General features: G+C 40.3%; 25 protein-coding genes. 10 read left to right on the top strand and 15 right to left on the bottom strand.

Annotated features, from left to right (window positions below; genetic code table 11):
- Positions 1-25: 25 nt before the first annotated feature.
- The 3 genes from H5157_RS13130 to ycaO all read right to left on the bottom strand — a co-directional run bounded on the left by H5157_RS13130 (position 26) and on the right by ycaO (position 5,937).
- Positions 26-655 (bottom strand): YceH family protein, encoded by a 630-nt coding sequence (locus H5157_RS13130; protein ID WP_002962344.1) that lies wholly within the window; start codon positions 653-655, stop codon positions 26-28.
- Between the two features lie 43 nt (positions 656-698).
- On the bottom strand, positions 699-4,061 hold the full coding sequence (locus tag H5157_RS13125) for an ATP-binding protein (RefSeq protein ID WP_182724832.1): 3,363 nt from the start codon (positions 4,059-4,061) through the stop codon (positions 699-701).
- Positions 4,062-4,176: 115 nt separating this feature from the next.
- Positions 4,177-5,937, bottom strand: coding sequence for a 30S ribosomal protein S12 methylthiotransferase accessory factor YcaO (ycaO, locus tag H5157_RS13120; protein WP_182724831.1), 1,761 nt, complete (start codon positions 5,935-5,937; stop codon positions 4,177-4,179).
- A 156-nt stretch (positions 5,938-6,093) separates the two neighbouring features.
- On the opposite strand from ycaO, the gene H5157_RS13115 reads away from it, so the two are divergent.
- From H5157_RS13115 to H5157_RS13100, 4 genes are all read left to right on the top strand, one after another.
- A complete protein-coding gene (locus H5157_RS13115) occupies positions 6,094-8,379 on the top strand; it encodes a penicillin acylase family protein (RefSeq protein ID WP_182724830.1) in 2,286 nt (761 codons plus the stop codon).
- Between the two features lie 58 nt (positions 8,380-8,437).
- Positions 8,438-9,286 (top strand): MBL fold metallo-hydrolase, encoded by an 849-nt coding sequence (locus tag H5157_RS13110; protein ID WP_182696180.1) that lies wholly within the window; start codon positions 8,438-8,440, stop codon positions 9,284-9,286.
- Between the two features lie 88 nt (positions 9,287-9,374).
- On the top strand, positions 9,375-10,907 hold the full coding sequence (locus tag H5157_RS13105) for a bifunctional GNAT family N-acetyltransferase/carbon-nitrogen hydrolase family protein (RefSeq protein WP_024595458.1): 1,533 nt from the start codon (positions 9,375-9,377) through the stop codon (positions 10,905-10,907).
- Positions 10,907-11,224 carry a multidrug efflux SMR transporter gene (locus tag H5157_RS13100; RefSeq protein WP_182716702.1) on the top strand — a complete coding sequence of 106 codons (318 nt, stop codon included), beginning with the start codon at positions 10,907-10,909 and terminating at the stop codon, positions 11,222-11,224. Before H5157_RS13105 ends, H5157_RS13100 begins: the two co-directional genes overlap by 1 nt.
- Positions 11,225-11,290: 66 nt before the next feature.
- Here H5157_RS13100 and H5157_RS13095 read toward each other — a convergent pair whose 3' ends face one another.
- Positions 11,291-12,169, bottom strand: a complete 879-nt coding sequence (locus H5157_RS13095; protein WP_404936461.1) for an EamA family transporter — start codon at positions 12,167-12,169, stop codon at positions 11,291-11,293.
- A gap of 239 nt (positions 12,170-12,408) precedes the next feature.
- Between H5157_RS13095 and H5157_RS13090 the strand changes: the two genes are divergently transcribed.
- Entirely contained in the window at positions 12,409-12,792 is a 384-nt protein-coding gene (locus H5157_RS13090; protein WP_024605945.1) for an MAPEG family protein, read from the top strand.
- A 73-nt stretch (positions 12,793-12,865) separates the two neighbouring features.
- Here the strand turns inward: H5157_RS13090 and H5157_RS13085 are convergent, their stop codons facing one another.
- The 3 genes from H5157_RS13085 to H5157_RS13075 form a co-directional block, all read right to left on the bottom strand.
- Complete coding sequence (locus H5157_RS13085; RefSeq protein ID WP_182724829.1) at positions 12,866-14,074, bottom strand: TonB family protein; 1,209 nt, start codon at positions 14,072-14,074, stop codon at positions 12,866-12,868.
- 9 nt (positions 14,075-14,083) lie between these two features.
- A complete protein-coding gene (locus H5157_RS13080) occupies positions 14,084-14,458 on the bottom strand; it encodes a BlaI/MecI/CopY family transcriptional regulator (protein WP_007377323.1) in 375 nt (124 codons plus the stop codon).
- Between the two features lie 101 nt (positions 14,459-14,559).
- Complete coding sequence (locus H5157_RS13075; RefSeq protein ID WP_024594609.1) at positions 14,560-15,252, bottom strand: pseudouridine synthase; 693 nt, start codon at positions 15,250-15,252, stop codon at positions 14,560-14,562.
- Between the two features lie 109 nt (positions 15,253-15,361).
- Between H5157_RS13075 and H5157_RS13070 the strand changes: the two genes are divergently transcribed.
- Together H5157_RS13070 and H5157_RS13065 are read left to right on the top strand one after the other, a co-directional pair.
- Positions 15,362-15,667 (top strand): DUF6482 family protein, encoded by a 306-nt coding sequence (locus H5157_RS13070; protein WP_182692772.1) that lies wholly within the window; start codon positions 15,362-15,364, stop codon positions 15,665-15,667.
- A gap of 41 nt (positions 15,668-15,708) precedes the next feature.
- The gene (locus H5157_RS13065) at positions 15,709-16,116 is read left to right on the top strand and encodes a GNAT family N-acetyltransferase (protein WP_182724828.1); all 408 of its coding nucleotides are present in this window, start codon (positions 15,709-15,711) and stop codon (positions 16,114-16,116) included.
- A 10-nt stretch (positions 16,117-16,126) separates the two neighbouring features.
- On the opposite strand, the gene H5157_RS13060 is transcribed toward H5157_RS13065, so the two are convergent.
- The 8 genes from H5157_RS13060 to H5157_RS13025 all read right to left on the bottom strand — a co-directional run bounded on the left by H5157_RS13060 (position 16,127) and on the right by H5157_RS13025 (position 22,247).
- On the bottom strand, positions 16,127-16,483 hold the full coding sequence (locus tag H5157_RS13060) for a HopJ type III effector protein (RefSeq protein ID WP_002960998.1): 357 nt from the start codon (positions 16,481-16,483) through the stop codon (positions 16,127-16,129).
- A 21-nt stretch (positions 16,484-16,504) separates the two neighbouring features.
- A complete protein-coding gene (locus tag H5157_RS13055; protein WP_182724827.1) occupies positions 16,505-17,608 on the bottom strand; it encodes a retroviral-like aspartic protease family protein in 1,104 nt (367 codons plus the stop codon).
- Between the two features lie 28 nt (positions 17,609-17,636).
- Complete coding sequence (locus H5157_RS13050; protein ID WP_182724826.1) at positions 17,637-18,344, bottom strand: HAD-IA family hydrolase; 708 nt, start codon at positions 18,342-18,344, stop codon at positions 17,637-17,639.
- A gap of 10 nt (positions 18,345-18,354) precedes the next feature.
- The gene (locus H5157_RS13045; protein ID WP_182712533.1) at positions 18,355-19,299 is read right to left on the bottom strand and encodes a tyrosine recombinase XerC; all 945 of its coding nucleotides are present in this window, start codon (positions 19,297-19,299) and stop codon (positions 18,355-18,357) included.
- Positions 19,296-19,907: a DUF484 family protein gene (locus H5157_RS13040; protein WP_182724825.1), complete on the bottom strand. Its 612-nt coding sequence runs from the start codon at positions 19,905-19,907 to the stop codon at positions 19,296-19,298. Before H5157_RS13040 ends, H5157_RS13045 begins: the two co-directional genes overlap by 4 nt.
- The gene (gene dapF, locus H5157_RS13035; RefSeq protein WP_002960987.1) at positions 19,904-20,734 is read right to left on the bottom strand and encodes a diaminopimelate epimerase; all 831 of its coding nucleotides are present in this window, start codon (positions 20,732-20,734) and stop codon (positions 19,904-19,906) included. Before dapF ends, H5157_RS13040 begins: the two co-directional genes overlap by 4 nt.
- A gap of 64 nt (positions 20,735-20,798) precedes the next feature.
- A complete protein-coding gene (gene lysA / locus H5157_RS13030; protein ID WP_182724824.1) occupies positions 20,799-22,052 on the bottom strand; it encodes a diaminopimelate decarboxylase in 1,254 nt (417 codons plus the stop codon).
- Positions 22,053-22,247 (bottom strand): LPS translocon maturation chaperone LptM, encoded by a 195-nt coding sequence (locus H5157_RS13025; protein ID WP_024594615.1) that lies wholly within the window; start codon positions 22,245-22,247, stop codon positions 22,053-22,055.
- Between the two features lie 168 nt (positions 22,248-22,415).
- Here H5157_RS13025 and cyaY point away from each other — a divergent pair, with 168 nt between their 5' ends.
- Genes cyaY through H5157_RS13010 form a run of 3 tightly spaced genes read left to right on the top strand, consistent with a single transcriptional unit; the run spans position 22,416 to position 24,392 of the window.
- Positions 22,416-22,739, top strand: a complete 324-nt coding sequence (gene cyaY, locus H5157_RS13020) for an iron donor protein CyaY (RefSeq protein WP_002960979.1) — start codon at positions 22,416-22,418, stop codon at positions 22,737-22,739.
- The gene (locus tag H5157_RS13015; protein WP_002960978.1) at positions 22,736-23,392 is read left to right on the top strand and encodes an alpha/beta hydrolase; all 657 of its coding nucleotides are present in this window, start codon (positions 22,736-22,738) and stop codon (positions 23,390-23,392) included. The genes cyaY and H5157_RS13015 overlap by 4 nt, the downstream gene beginning before the upstream one ends.
- 22 nt (positions 23,393-23,414) lie before the next feature.
- The gene (locus H5157_RS13010; protein ID WP_024594616.1) at positions 23,415-24,392 is read left to right on the top strand and encodes a DUF2914 domain-containing protein; all 978 of its coding nucleotides are present in this window, start codon (positions 23,415-23,417) and stop codon (positions 24,390-24,392) included.
- The last annotated feature ends 22 nt before the right edge of the window (positions 24,393-24,414 follow it).

Raw genomic sequence — 24,414 nt, 5'->3', positions numbered from 1 at the left:
TATTATGTGATTTAGTTTTAGTTAATTAAAGTTTTAAATGAGCTTTTATTTGGCGAAGCTCTGCTTTTAATTTTTCTACTTCTTCAAGTAAATCGCTTAATTCTTTGTCTTTAATTACTTCGCTTGGTAGAGCAACAAAGGCATCGGCGGGATTATTTTGTTGTTCGCCAAATAAATGAATATATCGGCTGTCACGTTTTCCAGCTTCACGCTCTAGCTTTGTGACGTACTCGCTTTCAATCAGTTTATTGAGCGCTGCCTCTACTTCATTTACGTTATTAAAATCAGCAAGCCTAGCACTGCGGGTTCTTAATTCACCAGGGGTTTGAGCACCACGCAAAAGTAATAAACAAACAATGGCACGCTGCTGAGCAGAAAATTGCAGATTACTAAATTCAGTGTTGCAAAAGCGGTGATCGTATTTATTTACGCGACCCGAAAGACCTTCATCTATTGTAACCAAACGCATTTCTATTAGTTCATCAAGTGCGTTTTGCACGTCTTCATCTGTAAGACTTAACACAGGATCGCGGTTAGACTTTTGGTTACATGCGTTCACGAGAGCGTTTAACGATAGCGGATAATGCTCTGGCGTCGTGCTTTGTTTTTCTAATAGGCAACCAAGAATACGTTGTTGATTTGTTGATAACTGCATAAATAATCTCAAATTAGTAAGCGTATTTTATTAGCTTACACCTTTATTGAATGCCAAGCCATTGTTGAAGCTTTGGTTGTAATGCAGCTAAATCGAGAGGCTTACTTAAATAGTCGTTCATGCCTGCGGCTAGACATTTTTCTTTATCGCCCTGCATGGCATTGGCTGTTAGCGCAATAATAGTAATATTTTCATTATCTTTACCTGCATCACCTTCTCTAATGGCTTTAGTGGCTTGGTAGCCATCCATTTCGGGCATTTGGCAATCCATTAAAACTAGCTTATATGGTTTACCTTGTTTTGCATTGAGCTTTACAATTGCCTCAAGGCCATTTTCGGCAATATCAAAAGTAACACCCGCCTGCTTTAATAGCGCAGAGGCAACCACTTGGTTTATTTTATTGTCTTCAACAAGCAATAGTTGTGGTTCTGATGAATCGAGTACTGGCGCTTTAGTTAGCTTGTTTTGAAGCTGTGCTTGTTGCTGCTGTTGTTCAATGTATTTATCGTTTGTAAGTGAGTCAAACAAATCAGACGGTGTGAGAGGTTTGAAAATCATACAGTCGACTTCCATACCTACTTTAGACTCCTCAGACGAATAACTCATTGGCGCCATAATAACTAACTTGCAACTATGCATATTTATAAAGTTTTTGAGCGCGGTGATATGCGTTTGTGGGGCTTTTTCAAAAAAGTAGTAATCAACTAAAATAGCACCAGGGTGGGTGGTTACATTACTTAAGTAATCATCAACCTCAAGATAGTTATGTATACAATTAACTTTTGCACCCCAAACAGTGAGCTGCTTATTAGCGGTGTTAGCATTTAACGAGCACTCATCAATAATTAAAATATGTTTGTTTTTAATTAAATGACTCGGTAAATCTTGTTCTTTACTTAAGCGCGGTTGTATTTGTACTGTGAAAGAAAATGTACTTCCTTCACCTTGCATACTGTTTACACTCACTTCACCGTTCATCAGTTCGCACAATTGTTTTACTATGGCAAGGCCAAGCCCTGTGCCCCCAAATTGGCGTGTTGTTGAAGCATCGGCTTGTGTGAATGAGTCAAATAACGACGCTTGTTTTTTAGGGTCAATACCAATACCAGTATCAATAATCGAACATTGAAGGAACGAGCCATCCGTTGTTTCATCTATTCTGGCAGTAATGACTACTTCGCCATCAATAGTAAATTTAACCGCGTTGCCAATTAAGTTATTTAAAATTTGGCGCAAGCGGTTAGGGTCACTAATTATCTCGCTAACAGTTATTTGAGTAGCATCTAGAATAAGTTTTGTATTGTTTTGTTCTACCTTTAAAGCAAAGGATTCCACCACTTCGCCTAATAACCGAGGTAAATTAAATTGCACGTTTTCAATATCGAGCTTACCGGCTTCAATTTTAGAAAAGTCTAATATGTCATTAATTATATTAAGCAAAGATTGAGCTGATGATTGAGCAAGTTCTATATGATGTTTTTGCTGTAGGTCCAATTGAGTTTGCTTAATTATGTTAAGCATACCTAAAACACCGTTCATTGGGGTGCGAATTTCGTGGCTCATACTCGCTAAAAATTCACTTTTAGCTTCAACAGCTTGTTCGGCGGTTTCTTTGGCAGAAACTAGTTTTTGTTCGGTTTCAATTCGCTGTTGGCTTGAGTGCAAGCTGCCTATTAACGCTGCAACGGCAATTAAAAAGCTTTCTTCGTTTTTAGACCAGTAGCGTTTTGATTGGCATTGCTCTGCGCAGACGACTCCTATAGCGCCACTTCCTGCAGGGATTATTACGCACAGCATTGATTTAATCTCGAGAGTCATTAAATACTGTTCTTTAATTGGCTCGAGTATTGGGTGTTCTTGGGCGTCAGGCACATTAAATACAGGCTGGTGATCTATTGCATTAAAAAAGCCGGGAAGATTTTTTCTTAGCCAAATAGAGTCAATTTTATCACTAGACGAATGTTTGCTATGTATGGCAAAAGGGCTTAGTTGGGATTTGTCTTCATTAAAAAACCAAATACTGGCACGTTTAATATCAAATGCTTGGCAGATTGCTTTAGTAATAATGTCTTTTGATTGGCTAAGTTGCCCATTTAATATTAATTTATTAACGGTCAGGGAGGCTAAAATTTCGTTGTGTAATGCGGTTTTATTATTTTCTAATTCAATTTTTTTACGGGTATCAATATTCTGTAATGAGCCAAAGATACGTGTGCATCGTCCATTTTTTCGTTCTGCTTCACCATGTACAAGTACCCAAACAGATTCACCTTCTTCATCCATTACTTCTAATTCAACTTCGTAGCTTTCACCATATTTTATGGCTCGTTCAATTAAAGGTTTAATTGTTTCTCTGCTAGTGCCTTGTTTAAAGTAATTTAAATCTGTAGGCCATTCTGGTTGGTTATTTAATGGGTATTTAAATAGTTTTTTGGTCATATCAGACCAATATACTTGTTTCGTTTCTAAGTTAAATGACCATGCGCCTATTTGGGCTAGATCACTCATTGCTTCAAGCATTTTTTCGTTTTGTTGCTGACGATTAAGCATTTTCAAAAAGAATAAAAAGGCCCAAATTAATAATCCGCAAATAATAATAATTGATAACCTAAGTGGCCACACAGCTGAATTTGGTGGGCTCCAACCTATTTTAGGTGCTACGTAAAGTTGCCAATTGCCACCTTGAAAGCTTAACGTAAACTCAAGGGGGTCTTGCTCTATTATGTTTTGATTACCGTAAAAAAACTCCCCTTTGCTGCCAAGTCCATGCCTGCCTTGTAAAGCGACGTTGTATTCTTTTTCTAGCTCATAAATACCTGAATTTTCATAGACTTTGTCAATGTTGAGAACAACTGAAAGTAATCCCCAAAAGCGATTTTCTGGCGGTATGTAAACAGGAACGCGGGCTATAAGTGCTATGTCACCTTGGATTAATTTTAATGGGCCAGCCATTACAATGGTATTTGTATCGCGAGCTCTAATAGCATCAGCGCGTTGGTTTTTTTCTTCTAAAAAGTTTAAACCGAGTGCTTTTTCATTACCTTTTAAGGGGTAAGTCATACGAATTACCATATCGGGAGCGCCACCAATATTGCGAAGCTCATTTGAGGTTTTAAATAGTGGTTGGGCAATTTGTTCAAACTGTGTTTGCTGTAAATCAGGCTGCGCTGCTACGGCAACACCTAAGCCTCGAACTAGTTGGATATTAGAAACTAAAATAGATTCTAATTGAGCTCGATATGTACTTACTTCAGAAAGAATTTGTAGGCGATGGGCATCTTTAACACGATTGTAGTTAATACGATCAAGTACGATACCAACTAGTACAGTTAGCGTAAGCGATAACCAAAAGGTCAACTTAAAGTTATGAACGTTCGTTTTTTTATTGTTAGTAGATGGTGGCATTTGCTACATCGTGGCGTTAATTTAGGCAAATTAACTATAGCTAATTTATTACACAAATGAAAACGGCGCATTAACAAATGCGCCGTTTATTTTTTATAATTAGTAGTTTAGCGAGTTACGAGTCGCTAACTTCACGCGCCCAGTGATTTTGCTTTGCTACATGTAGCTTGCGGTAACCATCAAGTAGCGCCGCATGCTTTTTAAAGCCTTCAAGCGATAAACCAGGGAAAGTTAAACCGTTAAACTGCTTTTTACCTTCGGCAATTTCTATAGCCAGCGCTACATTATTAGCACCAAACATTAAGCCTAGTGCATCTTGGTAATCTGCGTATTCGCGCTCGTCATCGTATTTAATTTCAAGAACTGCTTTTAAACAGCGGAAGTGGCGCATTGCCTCTTCGTTTACTTGGCCTGTATGAAGTATCCAGTCAACCCAATCAATGGCTTCTTCGCTGCCTGCAGCTAAACATAGGTGCGCTTTAAGCTCACCTATACGCAGAGTGTGCCATGGTGTGTCGGCATCGGTTGCAAGGCCAATAAATTCTGCGGCGCGGATAATATCGCTGTGGCCTGCTTCTTCAAGGCTGTCGTAAATTTCCATCCATTGCTCTGCATCGTACAGATCAAGCGATAGGAATGTTTCGCGAAATTTTGCGCCTTCGTTGTTGTTACGCCAAATAAGCTCATCAACAGGGTAAATGTCAGACATGCCTGGTACTAAAATACGACACGCGTATACGTTTAGGTGCGTGTAATCCATGATGTAGATATCATGATCCATGCTATGAATTAGGTCAGTACAGAAGTTATATTCTTCTTCAGTTGTTCCGCTAAAGTCCCAGTGTACAAATTCAAAATCAGGTTTTGCACGGAAAAAATCGTGCGAAATCAAACCGCTTGAATCAATAAAGTGCAGTTCAATGTTCTCTGGTGTTGCTACTTCATCGTTATCAAATGTTGCAGGTTGGAATACATCTAGCTGATCAAGACGACGACCTTGTAGTAACTCAGTCACGGTACGTTCAAGCGCAACTTCAAATGATGGGTGAGCACCAAAAGAAGCAAATACAGATCCATCTGTTGGGTTAATAAGCGTTACGCTCATTACAGGGTATTTACCCCCAAGTGATGCATCGGCAATACGTAAATGAAAGCCATGGCTGCGAAGTTCTTCACACGCTTCGTGAATTTTAGGGTATTGCTTAACAACATCTTCAGGCACGATTGGTAAACAAATACCTTCGGCGATGATGCGGTTTTTAATAGCACGTTCAAATACTTCTGATAAACCTTGTACGCGAGCTTCAAACTTGGTGTTACCTGCGCTCATACCGTTAGATACAAAAATATTACCGATAACGTTTACCGGAATGTATACGTCTTGGTTATCGCGTTGGCGTGTGTATGGCAGGGTACAAATACCACGGTCGATATTGCCTGAGTTAAAATCAAAAAGGTGTGATGCGTTTAGTTCGCGCTCTGGGTCAAAGTAATCCCATAAGCTTTCATCCATAATGCCCTCTGGCACTTCATCGCCTTCAACTTTAAACCATTTTTCGCTTGGGTAATGAGTAAACTCGCCATTAGCAAATTCTTCACCTAGATAAAAGTCTGCAAAAAAGTAGTTACAGCTTAAACGTTCAAAGTATTCACCGAGTGCTGAAGCAATAGATGCTTTGTCGGTTGCGCCTTTACCATTGGTAAACATAACACCGCAGTCGCTGTCTTTTATATGAACCGAATAACAGTTAGCTACAGGGTTAAGCCAAAGCGCTTCTTCAACATTAATGTTTAGGGCTTTAAGCTTGTTTTGCATGGTAGAGATTGACGATTCTAGGTCGCGGTCTTTACCTTTGATAAATGTTTTTTCAGTCATTTTGATCTCAACTAGTTCTGCACGATGTGTGGAGCTGACATTATCGTGGATTTTGATGTTTATTTCACCCTTTGTGAGCAAGAACATTATTATTTAATAAAACTGTGGTTATTATATGTGCTTAACGCTTGGTCAAAACGTGCAAAGGAAACGGTGATGTTTAAAGTAATCAAACGCTTGTTGTTATTAATTGTAATATTAGGGCTGGCAAGTACCGCTGTTGTTTATGGGGTACTTAGTTTAAGTTTACCCGCCCTTGATGGAAACGGACGCAGTAACGCGGTAGCAGAGCCTGTAAAAATTTCGCGAGATGCATTAGGGCAAGCAGTAATAAACGCCAATAGCCGAAACGACGCCGCCTACGGTTTAGGTTATGCGCATGGGCAAGACCGATTTTTTCAAATGGATTTACTAAGGCGTAATGCCGCAGGTGAGTTAAGTGAATTATTTGGCCAAGCAGCGTTGGGGCTCGATAAAAAAATGCGTTTTCATCAATTACGTAAACGCAGCCAAATTATTTTACAAACCCTGCCTGAGACCGATAAGCAATTACTTAAAAGTTACGCTCAAGGTGTAAACGAAGGCTTAGCGCAAGTAGGGTATTCAAGCTTTGAATATTTACTAACCGGTGCAGCGCAAAAGCCATGGCTAAGTGAAGACAGCCTACTTGTGATATTTAGCATGTACCTTGATTTACAAAGCGCCACATTTGAGCGCGACCAAGCACTTATTCAAATTGAGCAAGCGTACACAAAGCAAATGGTTGATTTTTTAACGCAACCGAGTAAGTACCAAGCCGCGCTTGATGGCAGTAAATTAGCGTCTTATAGCGACGGCATACCTACCTTTCCAACTCAAACAAAGCATATAGTTAAAAGTATTGAAGCCAACCAAGAGCGCGGCAGTAATAACTGGGCTGTTACAGGGGCGCTTACTAAAACAGGGGGTGGTATGGTGTCGGATGATATGCATTTATCGATGGCAGTACCTGTAATTTGGTACAGGGCACAATTAAATTACATGCACAGTGGTGAGCAGACTCAGGTAACCGGTGTATCGCTGCCCGGCGCACCTGCCATTGTTGTTGGCACTAACAACAATGTTGCATGGGGATTTACTAACGGTTATTTAGATACAGCCGATTGGATTGCATTAAACGATGATAGTAAAACATGGCAAGTAGATGAACCTATTGCATTACCCGATGGGGAGGTTGAAAACTATTCATTAATACTCAGTGAATACGGACCTGTAAAATATATTAACGAAAAACCTTATGCGTTGAGCTGGGCAGCCCATCAGTCTTATGCCGTTAATATGCAGTTATTAAAATTAGAGCAAGCCAAAACGGTAGATGATGCACTTGCTGTAGCAAGCGATGTGGGCATTCCGGTACAAAACCTTATGGTGGTAGACAGCCTTGGTAGCGCAGCGTGGAAAAACATGGGCGGTATACCGGCTCGTAAAACGCCAAGTGAGCTTGGCGTAAATGCCGATGACTACTCAGCGCTTTGGCAGCAAAATGAATTACAACGCCCTTTTATTAAAAACCCGCAAAGCGGTCGATTATGGACTGGTAATTCTCGCGTGGTATCGGCTGAGGATGACGCGCGTTTTGGTAATGGTGGTTATGCACTCGGCGCACGTTCGAGTCAAATTCGCGATAGATTATTTGAAAAACAAACATTTGCTGAGAGCGACTTTTACGCATTACAACTTGATAATCAAGCTCGCTTTTTAATGCCTTGGCATGCTCTGCTATTAAAGCAATTAAAAGCCGATCAAACTAAAAATCAGCAATATATAACAGCGCTTGAAAACTGGCAGCAATGTGCGTGTTCAACCTCCACAGGGTATACCTTAGTTAAGCGCTACCGCGATGAAGTGATTAATATTTTATTTAGCAATATGGAAGATGAATTAAATAAACAACAAGGCACACTTAAATACGTAAAACGAGATTTAGAGCCCGCTGTTTGGCAGCTTATAAACAACAAGCCCGACGCATGGATAAACCCACAATTTAAAAGCTGGGATGAGCAGCTACAAGGAGCATTTAGCCAGACTATTACTAAGCTTACAGAACAGTTTGGTAATAATGTACAAAACTGGCAGTGGGGCAAGGTAAATGAGTTAGTGATAGAGCATCCGTTTGCAAAGCAAATGCCGTTACTTGCTAAGTTATTAAATATGCCCACAGCAGCGGGTTTTGGTGATAGTTATATGCCCGCCGTACAAGGGCGTAGTTTTGGCGCATCGCAGCGTTTTATTGCTCAACCTGGGCATTTAGAACATGCAATTATGGCTATTCCGGGTGGGCAATCGGGGCACCCTCTTTCTGAATTTTACAGAGCGGGGTTTAGTGATTACGTTGAAGGTAAGCATACACCTTTATTGCCTCAAGAATTAATACATCAAATAGTAATAAAGCCGACACGATGAACTAAAGTATAGCTAAACACGTTCTATATAATTACCAATAAAACAACAGAGAACTAAAATGAAAAAAATACTACCCGCATTAATAACAGGTTTATTACTAAGCACTACAGCGCAAGCAGATGATGGCCCAGTAACAGCACAAAAGCTAAGTGAGCATGTATACGTACTATTTGGGCAAGGCGGTAATATTGCAGCAAGTGTAGGTGATGATGGCATTTATATTATTGATGATCAGTTTGCCAAGCTCTCAGATGATATTAAAAAAACCATTAGCGATTTAAAACCAGGCAGTGCAGAGTTTGTCATTAATACTCACCATCATGGCGATCATACCGGTGGCAACGAGAACTTTGCTAAAGCGGGTGCGCATGTTATAGCGCACGACAATGTACACAAACGTTTAGAAGAGCAGCACGGGGAGGGGTCAGACTTTTTACCGCGCATTAGTTTTGGTCACGACTTAAAACTACATTTTAATAACGAACACGCCCATGTAGTGCATTACGAACATGCACACACCGATGGCGACTCCGTTATCTTTTTTAGTAACGACAACATAGTGCACATGGGCGACATTTACTTTAATTTTGGCAGCTTACCGTTTGTTGATGTAGATAGCGGCGGCAGCGTTGATGGTATTTTAGCGGCAGTAAACGATGTAGTTAATCAAATTGACGGCAACACTAAAGTAATACCAGGTCACGGCAAGGTAAGTGACCGTTCAGGACTGATAGCGTATGGTAAGCTAGTTCAAAACGCGAAAGACGTAATGCTAAAAGCAATGCAAAATAATGCAAGCTTAGAGCAAGTACTTAAAGCCGATCCATTGGCTGAGCTGAATCTTGAATACGCAGGCTGGTTACCAAAAGAGAAAGTAACCACACTTTTTTATCGTAGCTTAAAGTAGTACGCGTAACGTAAAAAACATGATACAAAGCTGAGTGTACTTTAACGTACATTCGGCTTTTATTTTCTTATGCCCAAAGGAGTTGTGTATGTCGGCAGAAAAAACCCATCTTGAAATTTGTAACTTAACCAGAGAGCAATATCCGCAAATTAAAACCTTGATGGATCAAGCGTATCCCGACTTAGGCGGTGCGTGGCCAAGTCATACCATTTTTAGATTAATAGACCAGTTTCCTGAAGGGCAAATAGGTATTGTGGATGACGGCGTGCTGGTGGGCTTAGCATTAAGCGTGCAGGTTGATTACACGCGTTTTTCAAACCCGCATACATACGAAGATATTGCAGACGGTCACGACCGTGTATTTAGCGATACCGACGGCGATGCGCTATACGGCTTAGATGTTGCTATTAGCGAAAGTCACAGAGGCATGCGTTTAGGTCGTCGCCTTTATGACGCCCGTAAAGAATTGTGCCGCCAATATAACTTACGCGCTATTTTAGCTGGTGGGCGTATTCCGCGTTATTACAATCACAGCAGTGAAATGACGCCAATGGAATACATTGCAAAAGTAGATCAAAAAGAATTATACGATCCTATTTTAAGTTTTCAGTTATCTAACGATTTTCAGGTAAAACGATTACTTAAAAAGTATTTACCGGAGGATCAAGAGTCTGTTGGTTACGCCACTTTACTTGAGTGGAATAACATTATGTATGAGCCAACCGACACGGTACTTGAGTCAACTAAATCAATCGTGCGAGTAGGTGCTGTGCAATGGCAAATGCGTTGTGTTGAATCGGTTGAAGAAATGCTAAAGCAGGTTGAATACTTTGTAGATACCGTATCTGACTACAAAAGTGACTTTATACTATTCCCTGAGTTTTTTAATGCGCCACTAATGGGGCTAGGAAATCAAAGTAATCAAACAGAAGCGATTCGCTATTTAGCGGAATACACCGAGACATTTAAAAACGCCATGTCGCGTATGGCAATAGAATACAACGCCAATATTATTACCGGCTCTATGCCACTTGCCGAAGATGATAAAATTTATAACGTAAGTTACCTGTGCCATCGTAGCGGTAAAATAGACGAGCAACGTAAAATACACATAACCCCGCATGAGCAAAACGATTGGGTTATTCAAGGCGGCGATAAAATTGCCGTGTTTGATACCGATGCCGGTCGTGTAGGTATTCAAATTTGTTACGATGTAGAGTTTCCTGAGCTTTCACGCATATTGGCCAAACAAGGGTTAGATATTCTGTTTGTGCCATTTTGGACTGATACTAAAAACAGTTATTTACGTGTGCGCCACTGTGCACAAGCGCGTGCAATAGAAAACGAATGTTATGTGGTAATTGCAGGTTCGGTGGGTAATTTACCAGAGGTAGAAAGTCTTGATGTGCAGTACTCACAATCGGCGGTATTAACGCCATCGGACTTTTCGTTCCCGCACGATGCAACACTTAACGAAGCCACACCAAACACCGAAATGCTGCTATTTAGTGACCTTGATATGGATAAGCTTAAAATACTTCACAGCGAAGGCACAGTGCGTAATTTAAAAGATCGCCGCGAAGATTTATACGAAGTGATTGTTAAAAAGAGAGACGTTTAATGGCGTGGGTGTACTTAATTATTGCTGGGTTACTTGAAATTGGCTGGCCGATTGGCTTAAAAATTTCGCAAAACGCTGATACACGCTGGCAAGGCATAGCAATAGCGGTGGTATTTTTAGTCGCTAGTGGTTTTATGTTGTGGCTTGCACAAAGGCAAATATCAATGGGTACCTCATACGCCGTATGGACAGGTATTGGGGCCGCCGGTACGTTTTTAGTGGGAATATTTTTTTATAACGATGCAGCTACATTTGGTCGTATTGCGGGAGTATTAATGATTATTAGTGGTGTGATAACACTTAAAATAAGCTCTTAGAACCAGTTCTTAAAGCTATAAAAATTATAACAGCGCAGGTATAAAAGCCTGCGCTTTTTTATGCCCTTAATTCGGCAACATAACCAAAACAGCGGCAATGGCTATGAGTATTAAGCCAGCAGTATCTTGTTTCTTAAGTGGCTGCTTTAACCAAAGAACGGCAATTAGCATGGTAAAAAACACTTCAACCTGTCCAAGTGTTTTAACGTAAGCAACGTGCTGTAAGCTCATTGCACTAAACCAGCCAATAGAACCGACACAACTAAAAACACTAATTGCGGCTGTAGTACCTTTGTATTGCCACAGTTTACTAAGTGTTTGCGGCTCTTTTAATAATAAATAGCCCAGTAGTATTAGTGTTTGTAAGCTAATTACAAACAGCAAAACCCAAGCTGCTGAGTGAGGAAATAATAATCCTGAATTTAAGCTCGCTTCTCGTACCCACAGCGATGTAAGTGCAAAGCAAGTACCACAAGCCAGTCCTAGTAATGCTGTTTTAGCATTAAAGTGTTTAACGCTTGTTATGCCACTGAGTAGCAATACGGCAATAGCGCCAAAAAACACACCAAGCCAACCGAGCAAAGAAAGTGCCGAGCCAAAAAATAATACACCTAAAATGGCTGCTACTAACGCCTCGCTTTTGGCAAGACCAGCACCTACGGAGTAATTATTCATTTTAAATAACTTAACCATTAAACCAGTGGCAAGTATTTGCATCACACTTGCGCCTACAATAAATCCCCAAAAGGCATTATTAAACGTAGGCATGGCTGTATCTTGATATTGATACAAACCATATAAATACACGCCAGCAATAGGACCTGCGATAATAAAGCGAGAGAGTGTTACGCCAGCCACACTCACATCGTTACTTAATTTACTTTGCAGGGCATTACGCCATGCTTGCATGAAGGCGGCTAAAAAAGTGAAAAATATCCAGGTCATGGTCGTCATCGTTAAAATGTAAGGCAGTAAAGTTAACAAGCTTTGTGAAGTAAAGCGATGCATTAACTATGATGTTGAATATTCATCATCTGCGATATTATGTCGCATGAGTTTGAGGATAAATTTAGCTATAGTAGGTCTGATGTTATTGTTAGCCGCCAGAGTTTGTCATAAAACGTATCTGGCGGCTTTTTTATTACGCTTATGCTAAATTATCCGAAACATCAAAAGGATAAATTATGACAACATTAGTTGTATGTGCATTACTTGCGGTATTAATGCCTTATTTTGCAAAAGTGCCGGTTGCTATAGCAATGGCAAAATTAGGTCGATACGACAATAAACACCCAAGGGCGCAACAAACAAAATTAACCGGCTTTGGTGCACGGGCGCTCGCTGCTCATCAAAACTGTTTTGAATCGCTTGCTGTTTTTGCTGTCGCTATTGCAGTTGTACTGGGCACTAACTCTGTAGGTGCAGTGACCGAAACGCTAGCGGTTACGCATATTGTGTCGCGTATTTTGTATTGCGTATTTTACTATATGAACCTAGATATAATTCGCTCATTAGTGTGGTTTATTGGTTTGGGTACAGCCATTGCCATGATTGTGGTGAGTTTGTAGGTTTATATTTTAAAACCACAAAGCAAGCAGCCTAAAAGGGCGCTTGCTTTGTAGTCTTGAACAACTCGTGGCGTTAATGCGATACTTTAATTCGCTCAATTAAATCGGTAGGCGCCACTTCACTATTAATCGCAAAATCTAGTTGCACAAGTACATCTTCAAAACCTGAATCTGATGCTTTATATTTCCATTTTGCTAGCGCCTCTTTCGCTGATTTATCAAAAATATCTTTAGGTTTAGATTGAATAACACTAATGTTTTTTGTTTTACCGTTTGCTGCAATATCGTATTTTAATACAACAGAGCCGCTGATCCCTTGTTGAGCTGCTTGTATTGGGTAAGCAGGTTCAATGCGTATTGTTGGTGAAATGTGATCCTCTTTAGTCATTGCTTCTGGTTGCTTTGCAATCGCTAATCCGCTTAGCATACTTGCTGCTACAAGCAATAAGCCACCTTTAGCAAACTTTGAACGCTCCCCGCTGTGTTTTATATTAATTAGTCGTTGTAACATGGTTTTTTTATCTCCGTAGTGTGAATAAGCCATAAGTCCTGTGGGCGCATTTGCCGCGCAGTTTATTAAGGCTTTGCTATATAAAATATGTTGTTGTGTGGTTTTATTGGCAAGTACCCGTTCATCACAAGTCAACTCTTGTAGTCGGCGCATGCTTGCGTAACAAAACCAAGCTAGTGGGTTAAACCAAAGTAAAATAGTAGGTAGTAATATAAGTGCGTTTGTTAGGTTGTCTTTGCGTTTTATGTGTACGTTTTCGTGCTCTAAAATAAGCGCTAATGTGGCTTTATCAAACTGGGTATTGTAGTTACTCGGTAGCACCAGCTTGCTGTTTAAAATACCGACCACCATTGGCGTGGCTACATGTTGGCTGGTATAAGTTTTAACATCAGCGGTAAGAGTGCCTTCAAATTGTGTTAACTCAGTTAACTGCAGGCTTTTAACAAAGCGGGTGTGCGTAATAAAGCTAGCTATTAATAACCCTGCGGTAATAAGTACATACATGAGCGCCCAGCTAATACCTACCTCGTTTGTAAAAGATTGGTTGGGGGTGATTAAGTAGTGACTAATATTACTGTTTTGCAGTGGTTTAATTGCGTTTGGTAAATTAGCAATCACCAATGCCGCAGGTAATAGCCATGCTAATTTATATACAAACCGCGAGCCAAGGGCTTTTAAAGCAAATCGCTCGAGTAAAATAAAACCACAAAACAAAATGCTTAATAGTAATTGCTGCTCAATTAACCAATTAAAACCAGTTTGAATAACCATGTTAATCCCTTACTTTTGGTTTTTTTCCCAGTCATCTATAACTTTTTTAAGCTCGTTTATATCTTGCTGAGAAAGCTGCTCCGATTTAGCAAAGCCACTCACAAGTGGCGCAATACGCCCACTAAAAAATCGCTCAATAAAGTTTTGGCTTTCTTTTAAGGTGTAGTCGGCGCGCTCCATACAGGGAGTATAAATATATTGGCGACCTTCTTTTTCAAATGTAAGTGCGCCTTTTTTTACTAGTCGACCTAGCAGGGTTTTGATGGTTTTTTCGTGCCATTGTTTATCGTCGCTTAAGCGCTCAATTATTTGGCTCGCGGTGGCGGGGTAGTTAATCCAAAGTGCGTCGAGCACGTCAAACTCTGCTTTTGATAATTCAATCATTTTATTGCCTACAAGTGTAATCTTTAATTTAAGACTACACCTGTAATCTATTTTTTCAAGTTTATTTTTAACTTTTTGAGATGTAGTTAAGTGACTTGGTATTAGATTTTTGAAATATCGGTTTTATTAATTTGTATATATTGGTTTTCAGGTAGGTTTAGCTTTGAAAGGGTGAGGTCACTAAATTGCACTCTAAATAAGTCAATTACTTTGTATCCGCAGTAATGCGCCATTTTACGTATTTGTCTGTTTAGCCCTTGTTTTAAAACAATACTAAACTGATTGCTGGCTATTTTATTTACCTCACAAGGCAGGGTTATGTGTTTATCAACGGGTACGCCTGCTGCCATTTTTTTACAAAAACCATCGTCTAAAGGCTTATTTACGGTGACTAAATAATGTTTAGGCTGGTGGAAGTCAGGATGTATTAGTTGATTACAAAAATCCCCATCGTTGGTCAAAATAAGCAAACCGCGAGAGTCTTTATCTAATCGACCAATAGGGTAAACGCGGGTGAGTGTGGGCAAATGGTGAATAAGGCTGGCTGGGTCATCAATATTTAATTTGCAGTCAATACCTACTGGTTTGTGGTACGCAAAATAAACTAAATCGGCAGCACCTTTAATTTCTTTTTCGTTCACTATTATTGTGTCTTGCTCATCAACGTGATCTATATGATTCGCTGGGCGATTATTTACAGTCACTACACCTTCATCAATTAAACGCGATGCCTGTTTACGAGAACAAATACCTGCATGGGCAATATATTTAGCGAGTCGGATTTTTGTGCTCATAACGTGTGACGCCAGCGGCTAATAAAAATTTGATCGTGATTATAGCAAAGCTGCGTATCGATAATGTTAAATAACCAGAACTCAGGTTAAATATAAAAAGGTAGCCAAGATGGGTATTAAATTTTCACAGTTAAAAAAGCACGAACCGCTACAAAAAGTTATTGTTCACTCGTTAGATATGGCGCTTTATCAAGTATCAGTGATGATTAATAACGTTGAATATTATGTAACAGAAGACAGCGGTGAGTTTTTAAGAGCACTCAGCCCACTGCATGTACAAAAACGTTTTGAAAAAATAGCGTACGCACAGATGATGTTAAGGCAAACAAGCGCTTACGACGAAATGTGCGGTCAGCCAGAAAAAACCAGCAGCAATATGCTTGAAGTACCTTATGGTAAAAATAATCTGTATTGATGGTATGAGTTTGCTAATATTCGCTTTTTAAGAAGCGCAATATGTACCAATTACAAGCAGATCACTCCGACGCATTAAGCTCTATACTACGTAGTAAAATAGTTGAATTTAACGCCGAGCATTTTGATGCGCAAAGGCTGCCATTAGGCTATAAATTTACTGATGAGCAGGGCGAGCTTGTTGCCGGTATTAGTGGGTGTGTGTTTGGAAACTGGCTGATGATTAGTTGGCTTTGGTGTAGCTATAGTGCGCGAGGTAAAGGGCTTGCAGATAAACTGCTAACGGCACTTGAACAAGCAGCTATTGAGCTAGGTGCTACAACTGCTCAGCTTGATACACTTGATTTTCAAGCAAAACCCTTTTATGAAAAGCGCGGTTATAGTGTTAAGTATCAACTTAATAATTACCCACGCTCAGGTACGCGTTACTTTATGGAAAAACCACTTTAATTTTTGCTGGCTATTTTGCTTTTAGTGGCTCGCCTTCAAAGGTAATACCTAAAAAAGGTGTTGCCTCTGGTGCTAACATAAACGTGCGAATGTTCATGTGATCATCCCCTTTAGGGTTTTGCAGAACGTCTTCTCGGTAAAACTTACCAAAACAATCCAACGTATTTTGTTTACTTAAATCGTTTAATTTAGCAAACGCAAAAATTTTACACGAGCCGTTGTTCTCACTCGCAGCGCTAAGTAATCCATGGTTATTAAAGCCACATGCAGTAAAGTCGTAATTTGCTTCTATCACGGCCATTGTATCGGTAAATTGAATGCTTTTTGGGTTTTCAGCAAGTGCTTTTAAATAGTTATTTAGTGTCATGTGTTACCTTTGGGTTTTTAATTATTTAGCGCTCAACTCTAGCTCATCTGTTTGCTGATTTATATTGAATTTAAATCGCGATAAAAAGTTCATTCCTAGCAAACCTTGCCCACGGGTGTTTTCAATGCTTAGCACTTCAAAACCATAAATAATTTGCGAGCCCACTTTAAACGATTCAATTTGATAACGCTTTACAACAATTTGACCATTCGCTGTATTTACCGTTACATCGCCTAAATACAAAGGTCTTGGCGAAATTTGCTTAATAATATTTGTAGGTAGTGAGGTTACGCTTGCGCCTGTATCAATCATTAGTTCGGTCGATAGATTGTTATTTATTTCGGTGTTTATTAAGTAATGCGCGCCGTAAGGCGTTAAAGCAACGAAGTCGTCTTGCGATTGTGCTTTATTGATCATCGCTTGCAGTGTTTGCACTTGGCTTTTTAGATTGTGCTGGTTTGGCATTCGATCAAGGGTTGCTTGTGCACTAATTAAATCGCCTTGCTGAAAGTAGGCGTACGCAAGCGGATATAAAAACTGCGCGTTATCGCTTTTATAATCAAGCCAAATTTGTGTTTGCTCAATAATAGCTTGCCAATTTTGTTGCTCAGTTAATGTGTGTAATTCGTTTTGAGTGAGCGTATTTAAAAGTGTATTTGCATTAATTTGCTGATCAGCAGGCAGTAATGAATTAAGCTCAAATAAAGCAATAATGGCGTTTTGTGTTTGCTCGCTATTTATTAAATACTCAACCTGTAAATTAAGTAACTCTACGTTATAAGGGCTGTTATTTAATAGCGCATTGAGAAATGATTCGCTGAGTAATAAATTGCTATTTAGCCATATTTTAAGCTGCACTAGCCACGATGAATAAAGGTTTTTTGCGATTTCTGGATTGCTGTTTTTGAGTTGTTGATAGCTACTAAGTGCGGCTTCAAATTGGTGTTTTTTAAACTGCTGCTTTGCCGTATTTAATAGCGTATTTTGTTGTTTAGGCGATATGCTTTTTTCAGCACCTTGCGTTTTTTGTACTTTGGTTGGCGCGGGCTGCGGCCACAATAAATAAGCGTTAAGGCTAAGTGAGCCAATTAATAGCAAGGTAATTAGCTTGGTATAGTGGCTCATTGTGACCTCTTATTTGATGCAATTGGTATTATTTAATAAAGTGCGTTAAGGCATGAATATTGGCTATTTCAATATCAGCCAGCCCTTTATAAGCATAATTGGCGCCTTGATCGTTTAACCATACCGATTGGCAACCGGCATTATTTGCGCCTTGTACGTCTGTATCAAGGCTATCGCCAATGTGTAAAATTTCACTTTTAGCAACGTTTAAGTGCTCGGCGGCTTTATCAAATAAGGTGCTGTGAGGTTTTGCTTTACCATGCATGCCGGCTTGTAACACGAGTTCAAATTTATTGTGTAAGTTAAAGCGTTCAATTTCAACATTACCATTAGTTATAGCAACCAGCGTAAAGTGCTGGGCTAAGTTATCTAGCAGCTTTAGTACGTCGTCGGTTACCACTATTTTACTGCGCGCATCGGCAAAGGCGTTGTAGGCAGCATCGGCATGATGCTCTACCTCTTGCTCGTTCAAATCTAGTTTAGAGAGGGCTAAGCGCAGTGTATGTTGGCGCCATTTAGTGACGTTATCAGCAAGTTCAGGTAACTTTAATACGGCCTCATTGCGGCATTGTTGCCAGTATTTTGGGCCTTGGGCTAAGTAGCTCGGGAGCGCGTTTAAATAATTTTGCTGCGCTTTAACCGCTGCTTTTATAATGGGGTGATTGTTGTAAAGAGTGTCGTCTAAATCAAAGCTCATGACAGAAAATGGCTTAATAGCACGATTAAATCGGATCATTTTTATTTACCTAATCAGTTCGTTTTTTTGCACGAGGGTGAGTGTTGTCGTACACCTTGGCTAAATGTTGAAAATCTAAATGCGTATACACTTGTGTAGCCGACAAACTGCTGTGCCCTAGTAACTCTTGCACGGCGCGTAAATCACCAGATGATTCTAAAATATGTGACGCAAACGAGTGGCGCAGCTTATGCGGATGAACCTGCGAGCTAATGCCTTGTTTTATTCCCCACTCTTGCATGCGTAGGCGCACTTGGCGAATCGAAATACGGTTTTTTTGGCTACTTAAAAATACTGCTATTTCATCGGGCTTTGCAAACTGAGGGCGTATTGTGAGCCATTTTTTTAATGCGTCTAACGCTTTTTTGCCCACCGGAATTAATCGCTCTTTATTACCTTTACCACGCACTAAAATTTCACCATTGGCAGCGCTAATATCTTGCATGTTAGCGCCAACTAACTCGCTTATACGCAGCCCTGAAGAATACATTAACTCCATCATTGCTTTATCTCTAATTGCGAGAGGTTCGTCGTCGGGTATTTCGAGCAAGCGTGCCATTTGATCTACATCGAGATTCTTAGGTAGGGGCTTTGCAAACTTAGGGCCTTTTATACCTATTGCCGGATTATGGTAATGCGATTGCTCGGCAATATTTTTTGCTTTTAAAAACTTATATAAGCTGCGAATACAACTGAGCTTTAAGCTAATTGTACGGCCACTTAATTGTTTTGATCGCAGTGCCATGCTGTAGCGGCGAATATGTTCGCCTTGTACGCCAAACCAGTCATCACATAGTTTGCTAAAATAAAGGGCTGCAAAGCCAAGTTGGCTTACGTATTGATTAACTGTGTGCGCTGAATATTGTTTTTCAAACTTTAAATAATCGCTAAATAGCGTTATGGGTGAACGCCAGTGGTCGCTTAGCGCGGTAATATTAGGCGCATCGTCACTCATGCTAGTTTTTGTAACCGCAGGTGTAATGCGTTTATAAAGTCGAGCACAAACAGGTTATCTTGCGCGGGCTCAAAATGGTTTACGTTATTGCTACCAAACGCCAAAATAGCGATAGGGTGCTTGGTGTCGCCAATTAAATAAATAGCGACGGATTGTGTATCTTCACTAAATAATTGTTCGCGCTCTTGTTTATTAATTCGCCCTAAATAATGCCCAGAATGGGTAAGGCGATGCGCAATAAGCTCGTCGTACTCGGGATTATATTTTACTAATTTGCAGTCGTTAACATCTTCACTTGAGCAGATTATATTGCGTAGATTATTTGCAAGAGTGTCAAAGTCGTCATGATTCCAAAGCTGGCGATGACATTGGCTAAACAAACGATATACGAGCTCGTTTTGCGTTGCATGCTTGCTCATAGCATCTATTTGGCTTTTTAAAAGCGTGTTGTGCTCGCGTAATTGACGTTGCTGAATATGTACTAGTGACGTTGCACCTTGAGCTTGCTGTTGCAGCTCAAGTTGTGCGAGTAGCTCGGGGTGATGAACTAAAAAGTCAGGATGTTGCCGTAAGTAATTAATAATCTGCTCTGTACTTAGCTCGCTCATAGTGCTACTTGTCCGTCGAAAACATGCTCTGCGGGACCAGTCATGCGTACCGGGTGACCTTCACCACTCCAGCGCACTTGCAAAGTACCGCCCGGCAAATCTACTTGAACGGTTGTTGATAGTTTATTTTGCATATGACCAATCACCATCGCTGCACATGCACCTGTGCCACAGGCTAGGGTTTCGTTAACGCCGCGCTCCCACACTCTTAGCTTAATGTGTTCTTGCGATACAACCTGCATAAAGCCAATGTTCGCTTTTTGGGGAAAGCGTTCATGGTTTTCAAGTAATGGACCCAATATATCAACTTGCGCGGTGGTTACGTCGTCAACCTCTAGCACGCAATGCGGGTTACCCATAGATACCGCGCCACTAAATACAGTGTGTTCTTGCGTTCTAATAATATAAGTAAGCTCGCGTTTGCTGGCTTTTAACGGAATTTTACTTGGCTCAAAATTAGGATGGCCCATGTTAACAGTTACTTGACCGTCTTTTTCTATGTAGAGCGTTAAGTTGCCCGACTTAGTCGATACACTAATTTTGTGCTTGTTAGTAAGGCCTTTCATGCGTACAAAGCGGGCAAAACAGCGTGCGCCGTTACCGCATTGTTCTACTTCGGTACCATCGGCATTAAAAATTCGATAATGAAAGTCGAGATCAGGTGAATATGGTGCTTCAACCATCAGCAATTGGTCAAAGCCAATGCCAAAGTGGCGATCTGCCAGTTTTTTGATTTGGTCTCGCGACAAAAAAACATTTTGTGTAATGTTATCAATCACAACAAAGTCGTTACCTAAGCCGTGCATTTTGGAAAAATTAACTAACATAGCGCTCTAATTCGGTTTTGCTCTGTGCTAATCATGCCACAGAGCAGGTAGTAGACAAAAACGTTTATGGTAAAACTTTCTCACCTTGATAAAGGCTTTCAATAGTTTCGCGTTCACGAATAAGGTGATGCTGCTGACCATCTACCATAATTTCTGCAACACGCGGGCGCGAGTTGTAGTTTGAGCTCATTGTAAAGCCATATGCACCCGCACTTCGTTGTGCAAGTAAATCGCCTTGTTTAAGCACTAGTTCGCGGTCTTTTCCTAAAAAGTCGCCGGTTTCGCACACCGGACCCACAATATCAAAGTTGTGAGTAGGTGTTTCGTCGTCGCGAACGGATACCGGAATAATTTTTTGCCACGCTTGATAAAGCGCAGGGCGAAGCATATCGTTCATACCTGCATCTACAATTGCAAAAAACTTGTCTTGGTTTTGTTTGATAAATTCAACTTGAGTAACCAAAATACCTGCGTTAGCTGCAATAGCGCGCCCTGGTTCAAAAATAAGTTCAAGATGTTTGTAGTTAGCTAAGCGTTCGGTAACTTGCGCTGCATATTCACTTGGGTGTGGTGGTTGCTCGTTGTCGTATGGCACACCTAAACCGCCGCCAATATCTAAATGAGTTAGCTCAATACCGTTAGTTTTTAGCTCATCAATAAGCGCCATTAATTTATCAAGGGCTTCTAAAAAAGGTCTAACTTGCGTTAATTGAGAGCCAATATGGCAATCGACACCAATTACTTTTAAACCAGGTAAAGCCGCTGCTTGTTGATAAACACTCACTGCTGTTTGAATATCAATACCAAATTTATTTTCTTTTAAACCGGTAGAAATATACGGATGTGTCTTTGCATCTATGTCTGGGTTTACGCGAATAGAAATAGGCGCTTCTAGGTTAAGCTCGCAAGCCACTTCAGAAATACGCTCAAGCTCAGACGCCGACTCTACATTAAAACATTTAATGCCCAGTTTTAATGCGTAAGCTATTTCGTCAGACGTTTTAGCCACGCCTGAAAAAACCACTTTAGAAGCATCGCCTCCCGCTTTAATTACACGCGCTAGTTCACCTTTAGATACAATATCGAAACCCGATCCTAAGCGCGCTAATATATTAAGTACGGCAATATTTGAGTTTGCTTTTACAGCGTAACATACCAAGCTTTTATGATTTTTAGTGGCGTTAGCAAATGCTAAGTAATGGCGCTCAAATGTAGCACGCGAGTATACATAACACGGCGTGCCGTATTGCTGCGCTATGCTTGCTACGCTGACGTCTTCGGCAAATAATTGGTTGTTTTTGTAGTTAAAATAATCCATTTATTGCTCCTGACTTTGCGATGCTTTAGCTTGCTCAGCGGTAGTGGCTGGTTTAGCTGTATTTTGAGGTTGGTTTTGCTCTGTTTGTTGCTCTGGTAAATATAACGGACCGCTTTGTCCGCAGCCAGCTAAGGCGCTTAACAGTACAGTGCTTATTAATAGTCTTTTTAATTGTAAGGTATGTGTCGCTTTCATTAGATTAATACGGTTGCTGGCTTTATAATCGCAGAGTAACAGAATATCTAAAAAATGCAGCTATTCGCGGATGATTTTATTCCTGTTACACTAGCTGCACATTTTTAAAGCTAATTTAAAGCTAAAACGTACCCAATATTAGGCGGCTCGCCTGCAAAGGAAATAACAATGACTGAACACGAATATCACCAATTAGCCGAAGCTCTTATGTTCACTATTGAAGAGCAGGTTGATGATTGCGAAGCTGATTTAGATTATGAATCGGCACAAGGTATTTTAGAAATTATTTTTCCTGATAAAAGTAAAATAGTGATCAATAAGCAAGCACCTCTTCATCAAGTATGGGTTGCGACTAAGTTTAACGGACATCATTTTGAAATGCGTGATGGGTTATGGATTGATAACCGCTCTGGCGCTGAATTTTGGGCGTTTATAAATGAAGCCTCAACTCGCCAAGCAGGCCAAGAAGTTAAGTGGCAATCATCACTATGAGTTTAGAATTTGTAGAATATGCAGCCCAAAGTGAACATAAAGCAACGGTTATTTGGTTACATGGTTTAGGTGACTCTGGGGATGGTTTTGCGCCAGTAGCCCCACAGCTAAATTTACCAAGCGAGCTTGGTATACGGTTTATTTTTCCGCATGCGCCAGTGCAACCGGTCACCATAAATGGTGGCATGGAAATGCGCTCTTGGTACGATATTAAGTCTATAGAATTAGATAAGCGTGCCGATGAACAAGGCGTAAGAGATTCTGCTGCAAAGGTAGAAGAGTTAATTAATAAAGAAATTGCTAATGGCATTCCTGCTAATAAAATAATTTTAGCTGGTTTTTCTCAAGGTGGTGTTGTGTCTTTGCATTTAGCGCCGCGCTTTGAGCAAAAGCTTGGGGGTGTTATGGCGCTTTCTACTTATATGTGTGTGCCACACAAATTTGCTGATGAAGCAAAACATACTGATTTAAACGTATTTATGGCTCATGGTAGCCAAGATAACGTTGTACCGCACAGTGCGGGTAGAAATGCGTTTGAAGTATTAACAGCACATAACATGGATGTAAGCTGGCAAGAATATCCAATGGCTCATCAAGTTTGCGCAGAAGAATTGCAAGCTATTCGCCAATGGTTAATTGCTCGTTTAAGCTAATTTTGGAACCGCTGAGGTCAATATGAGTCAAAAAATAGTTATAAAAGCAAATGTTAAACGCGAATTACAACAGAGCGTACCAACGGTAAGCTACGAGTGGAATTGGCGTCGTATTGTGAGTATTGCTATGTTGGTATTAATGACCTCTGCAGCAGTTGTTTATGGCTTAACCACCTCTGTTAATGCAGAGCAAGGTGAGCACCCAAATGAGCAGGAACAATTCTTAAATTTCAGCAGTAACGCTGAAAACCAAACAAGCGATGAGGTAATGGATGTTGAGCCTCAATCATCAGGAAACAATACCCCTGCTGAGTCTGTAGAGGTAACTCAAGCGAGTATTGAACCTTTGTTAGCTGAGCAAAATGAGACTCAACTAAGCATTTCAAGTAATACACCTGCCGAAGTAGACCTTGTAAATAATCCCCCGGCTTTGTTGGCTAACAACGATATTGTTACTGATCAAAGCGAAAGTATTAATACAGAGTTAAACTCAAACCTTGATAATGATGTGCAAGAAGAAACCGCAGAAGCCCAAAACGTAACTGAGCCTGCAAGTCAAAGTGACTTACTTTTAGAGTTAGAAAGTGATGATGGCGCATTGAGTGGCACTGAAGGTTTTTCCTCTACAGCACATGTGGCAAGTGTGGCATTGGGGGCGCAAATAGACACGGGTAAAATTAGTCGCGCGGTACTTACTCGTAAAGTAAGTAAGCGTGAGCCTACTAATGTGTTTGCTGCTGATATTAGGTTAAGCCAGTTTGAGGAAGGGTTATCGTTTTTTAGCGAGATTAAAAACCTTCAAGGCCAGCAAGTTAAGCATGTTTGGTCGTTTGAAGGTGAAACGATGGCTGAAATTACACTTAATGTTACTTCGCCTCGTTACAGAACGTACTCAACAAAAAATATAATGAACACACAAACAGGTCATTGGCGTGTTGATGTAGTTGATGAGCAAGGTAATTTAATTGCCCAAAAAGAATTTAGAATTTTAGCTGACTAAAACTGGCTAAACGCAGTAATTA

Origin of the sequence: Pseudoalteromonas sp. SG43-3, assembly GCF_014164385.1 — a bacterium.
Classification (GTDB): Bacteria; Pseudomonadota; Gammaproteobacteria; order Enterobacterales; family Alteromonadaceae; genus Pseudoalteromonas; species Pseudoalteromonas distincta.
This window is presented reverse-complemented; position numbering and strand designations above follow the sequence as displayed.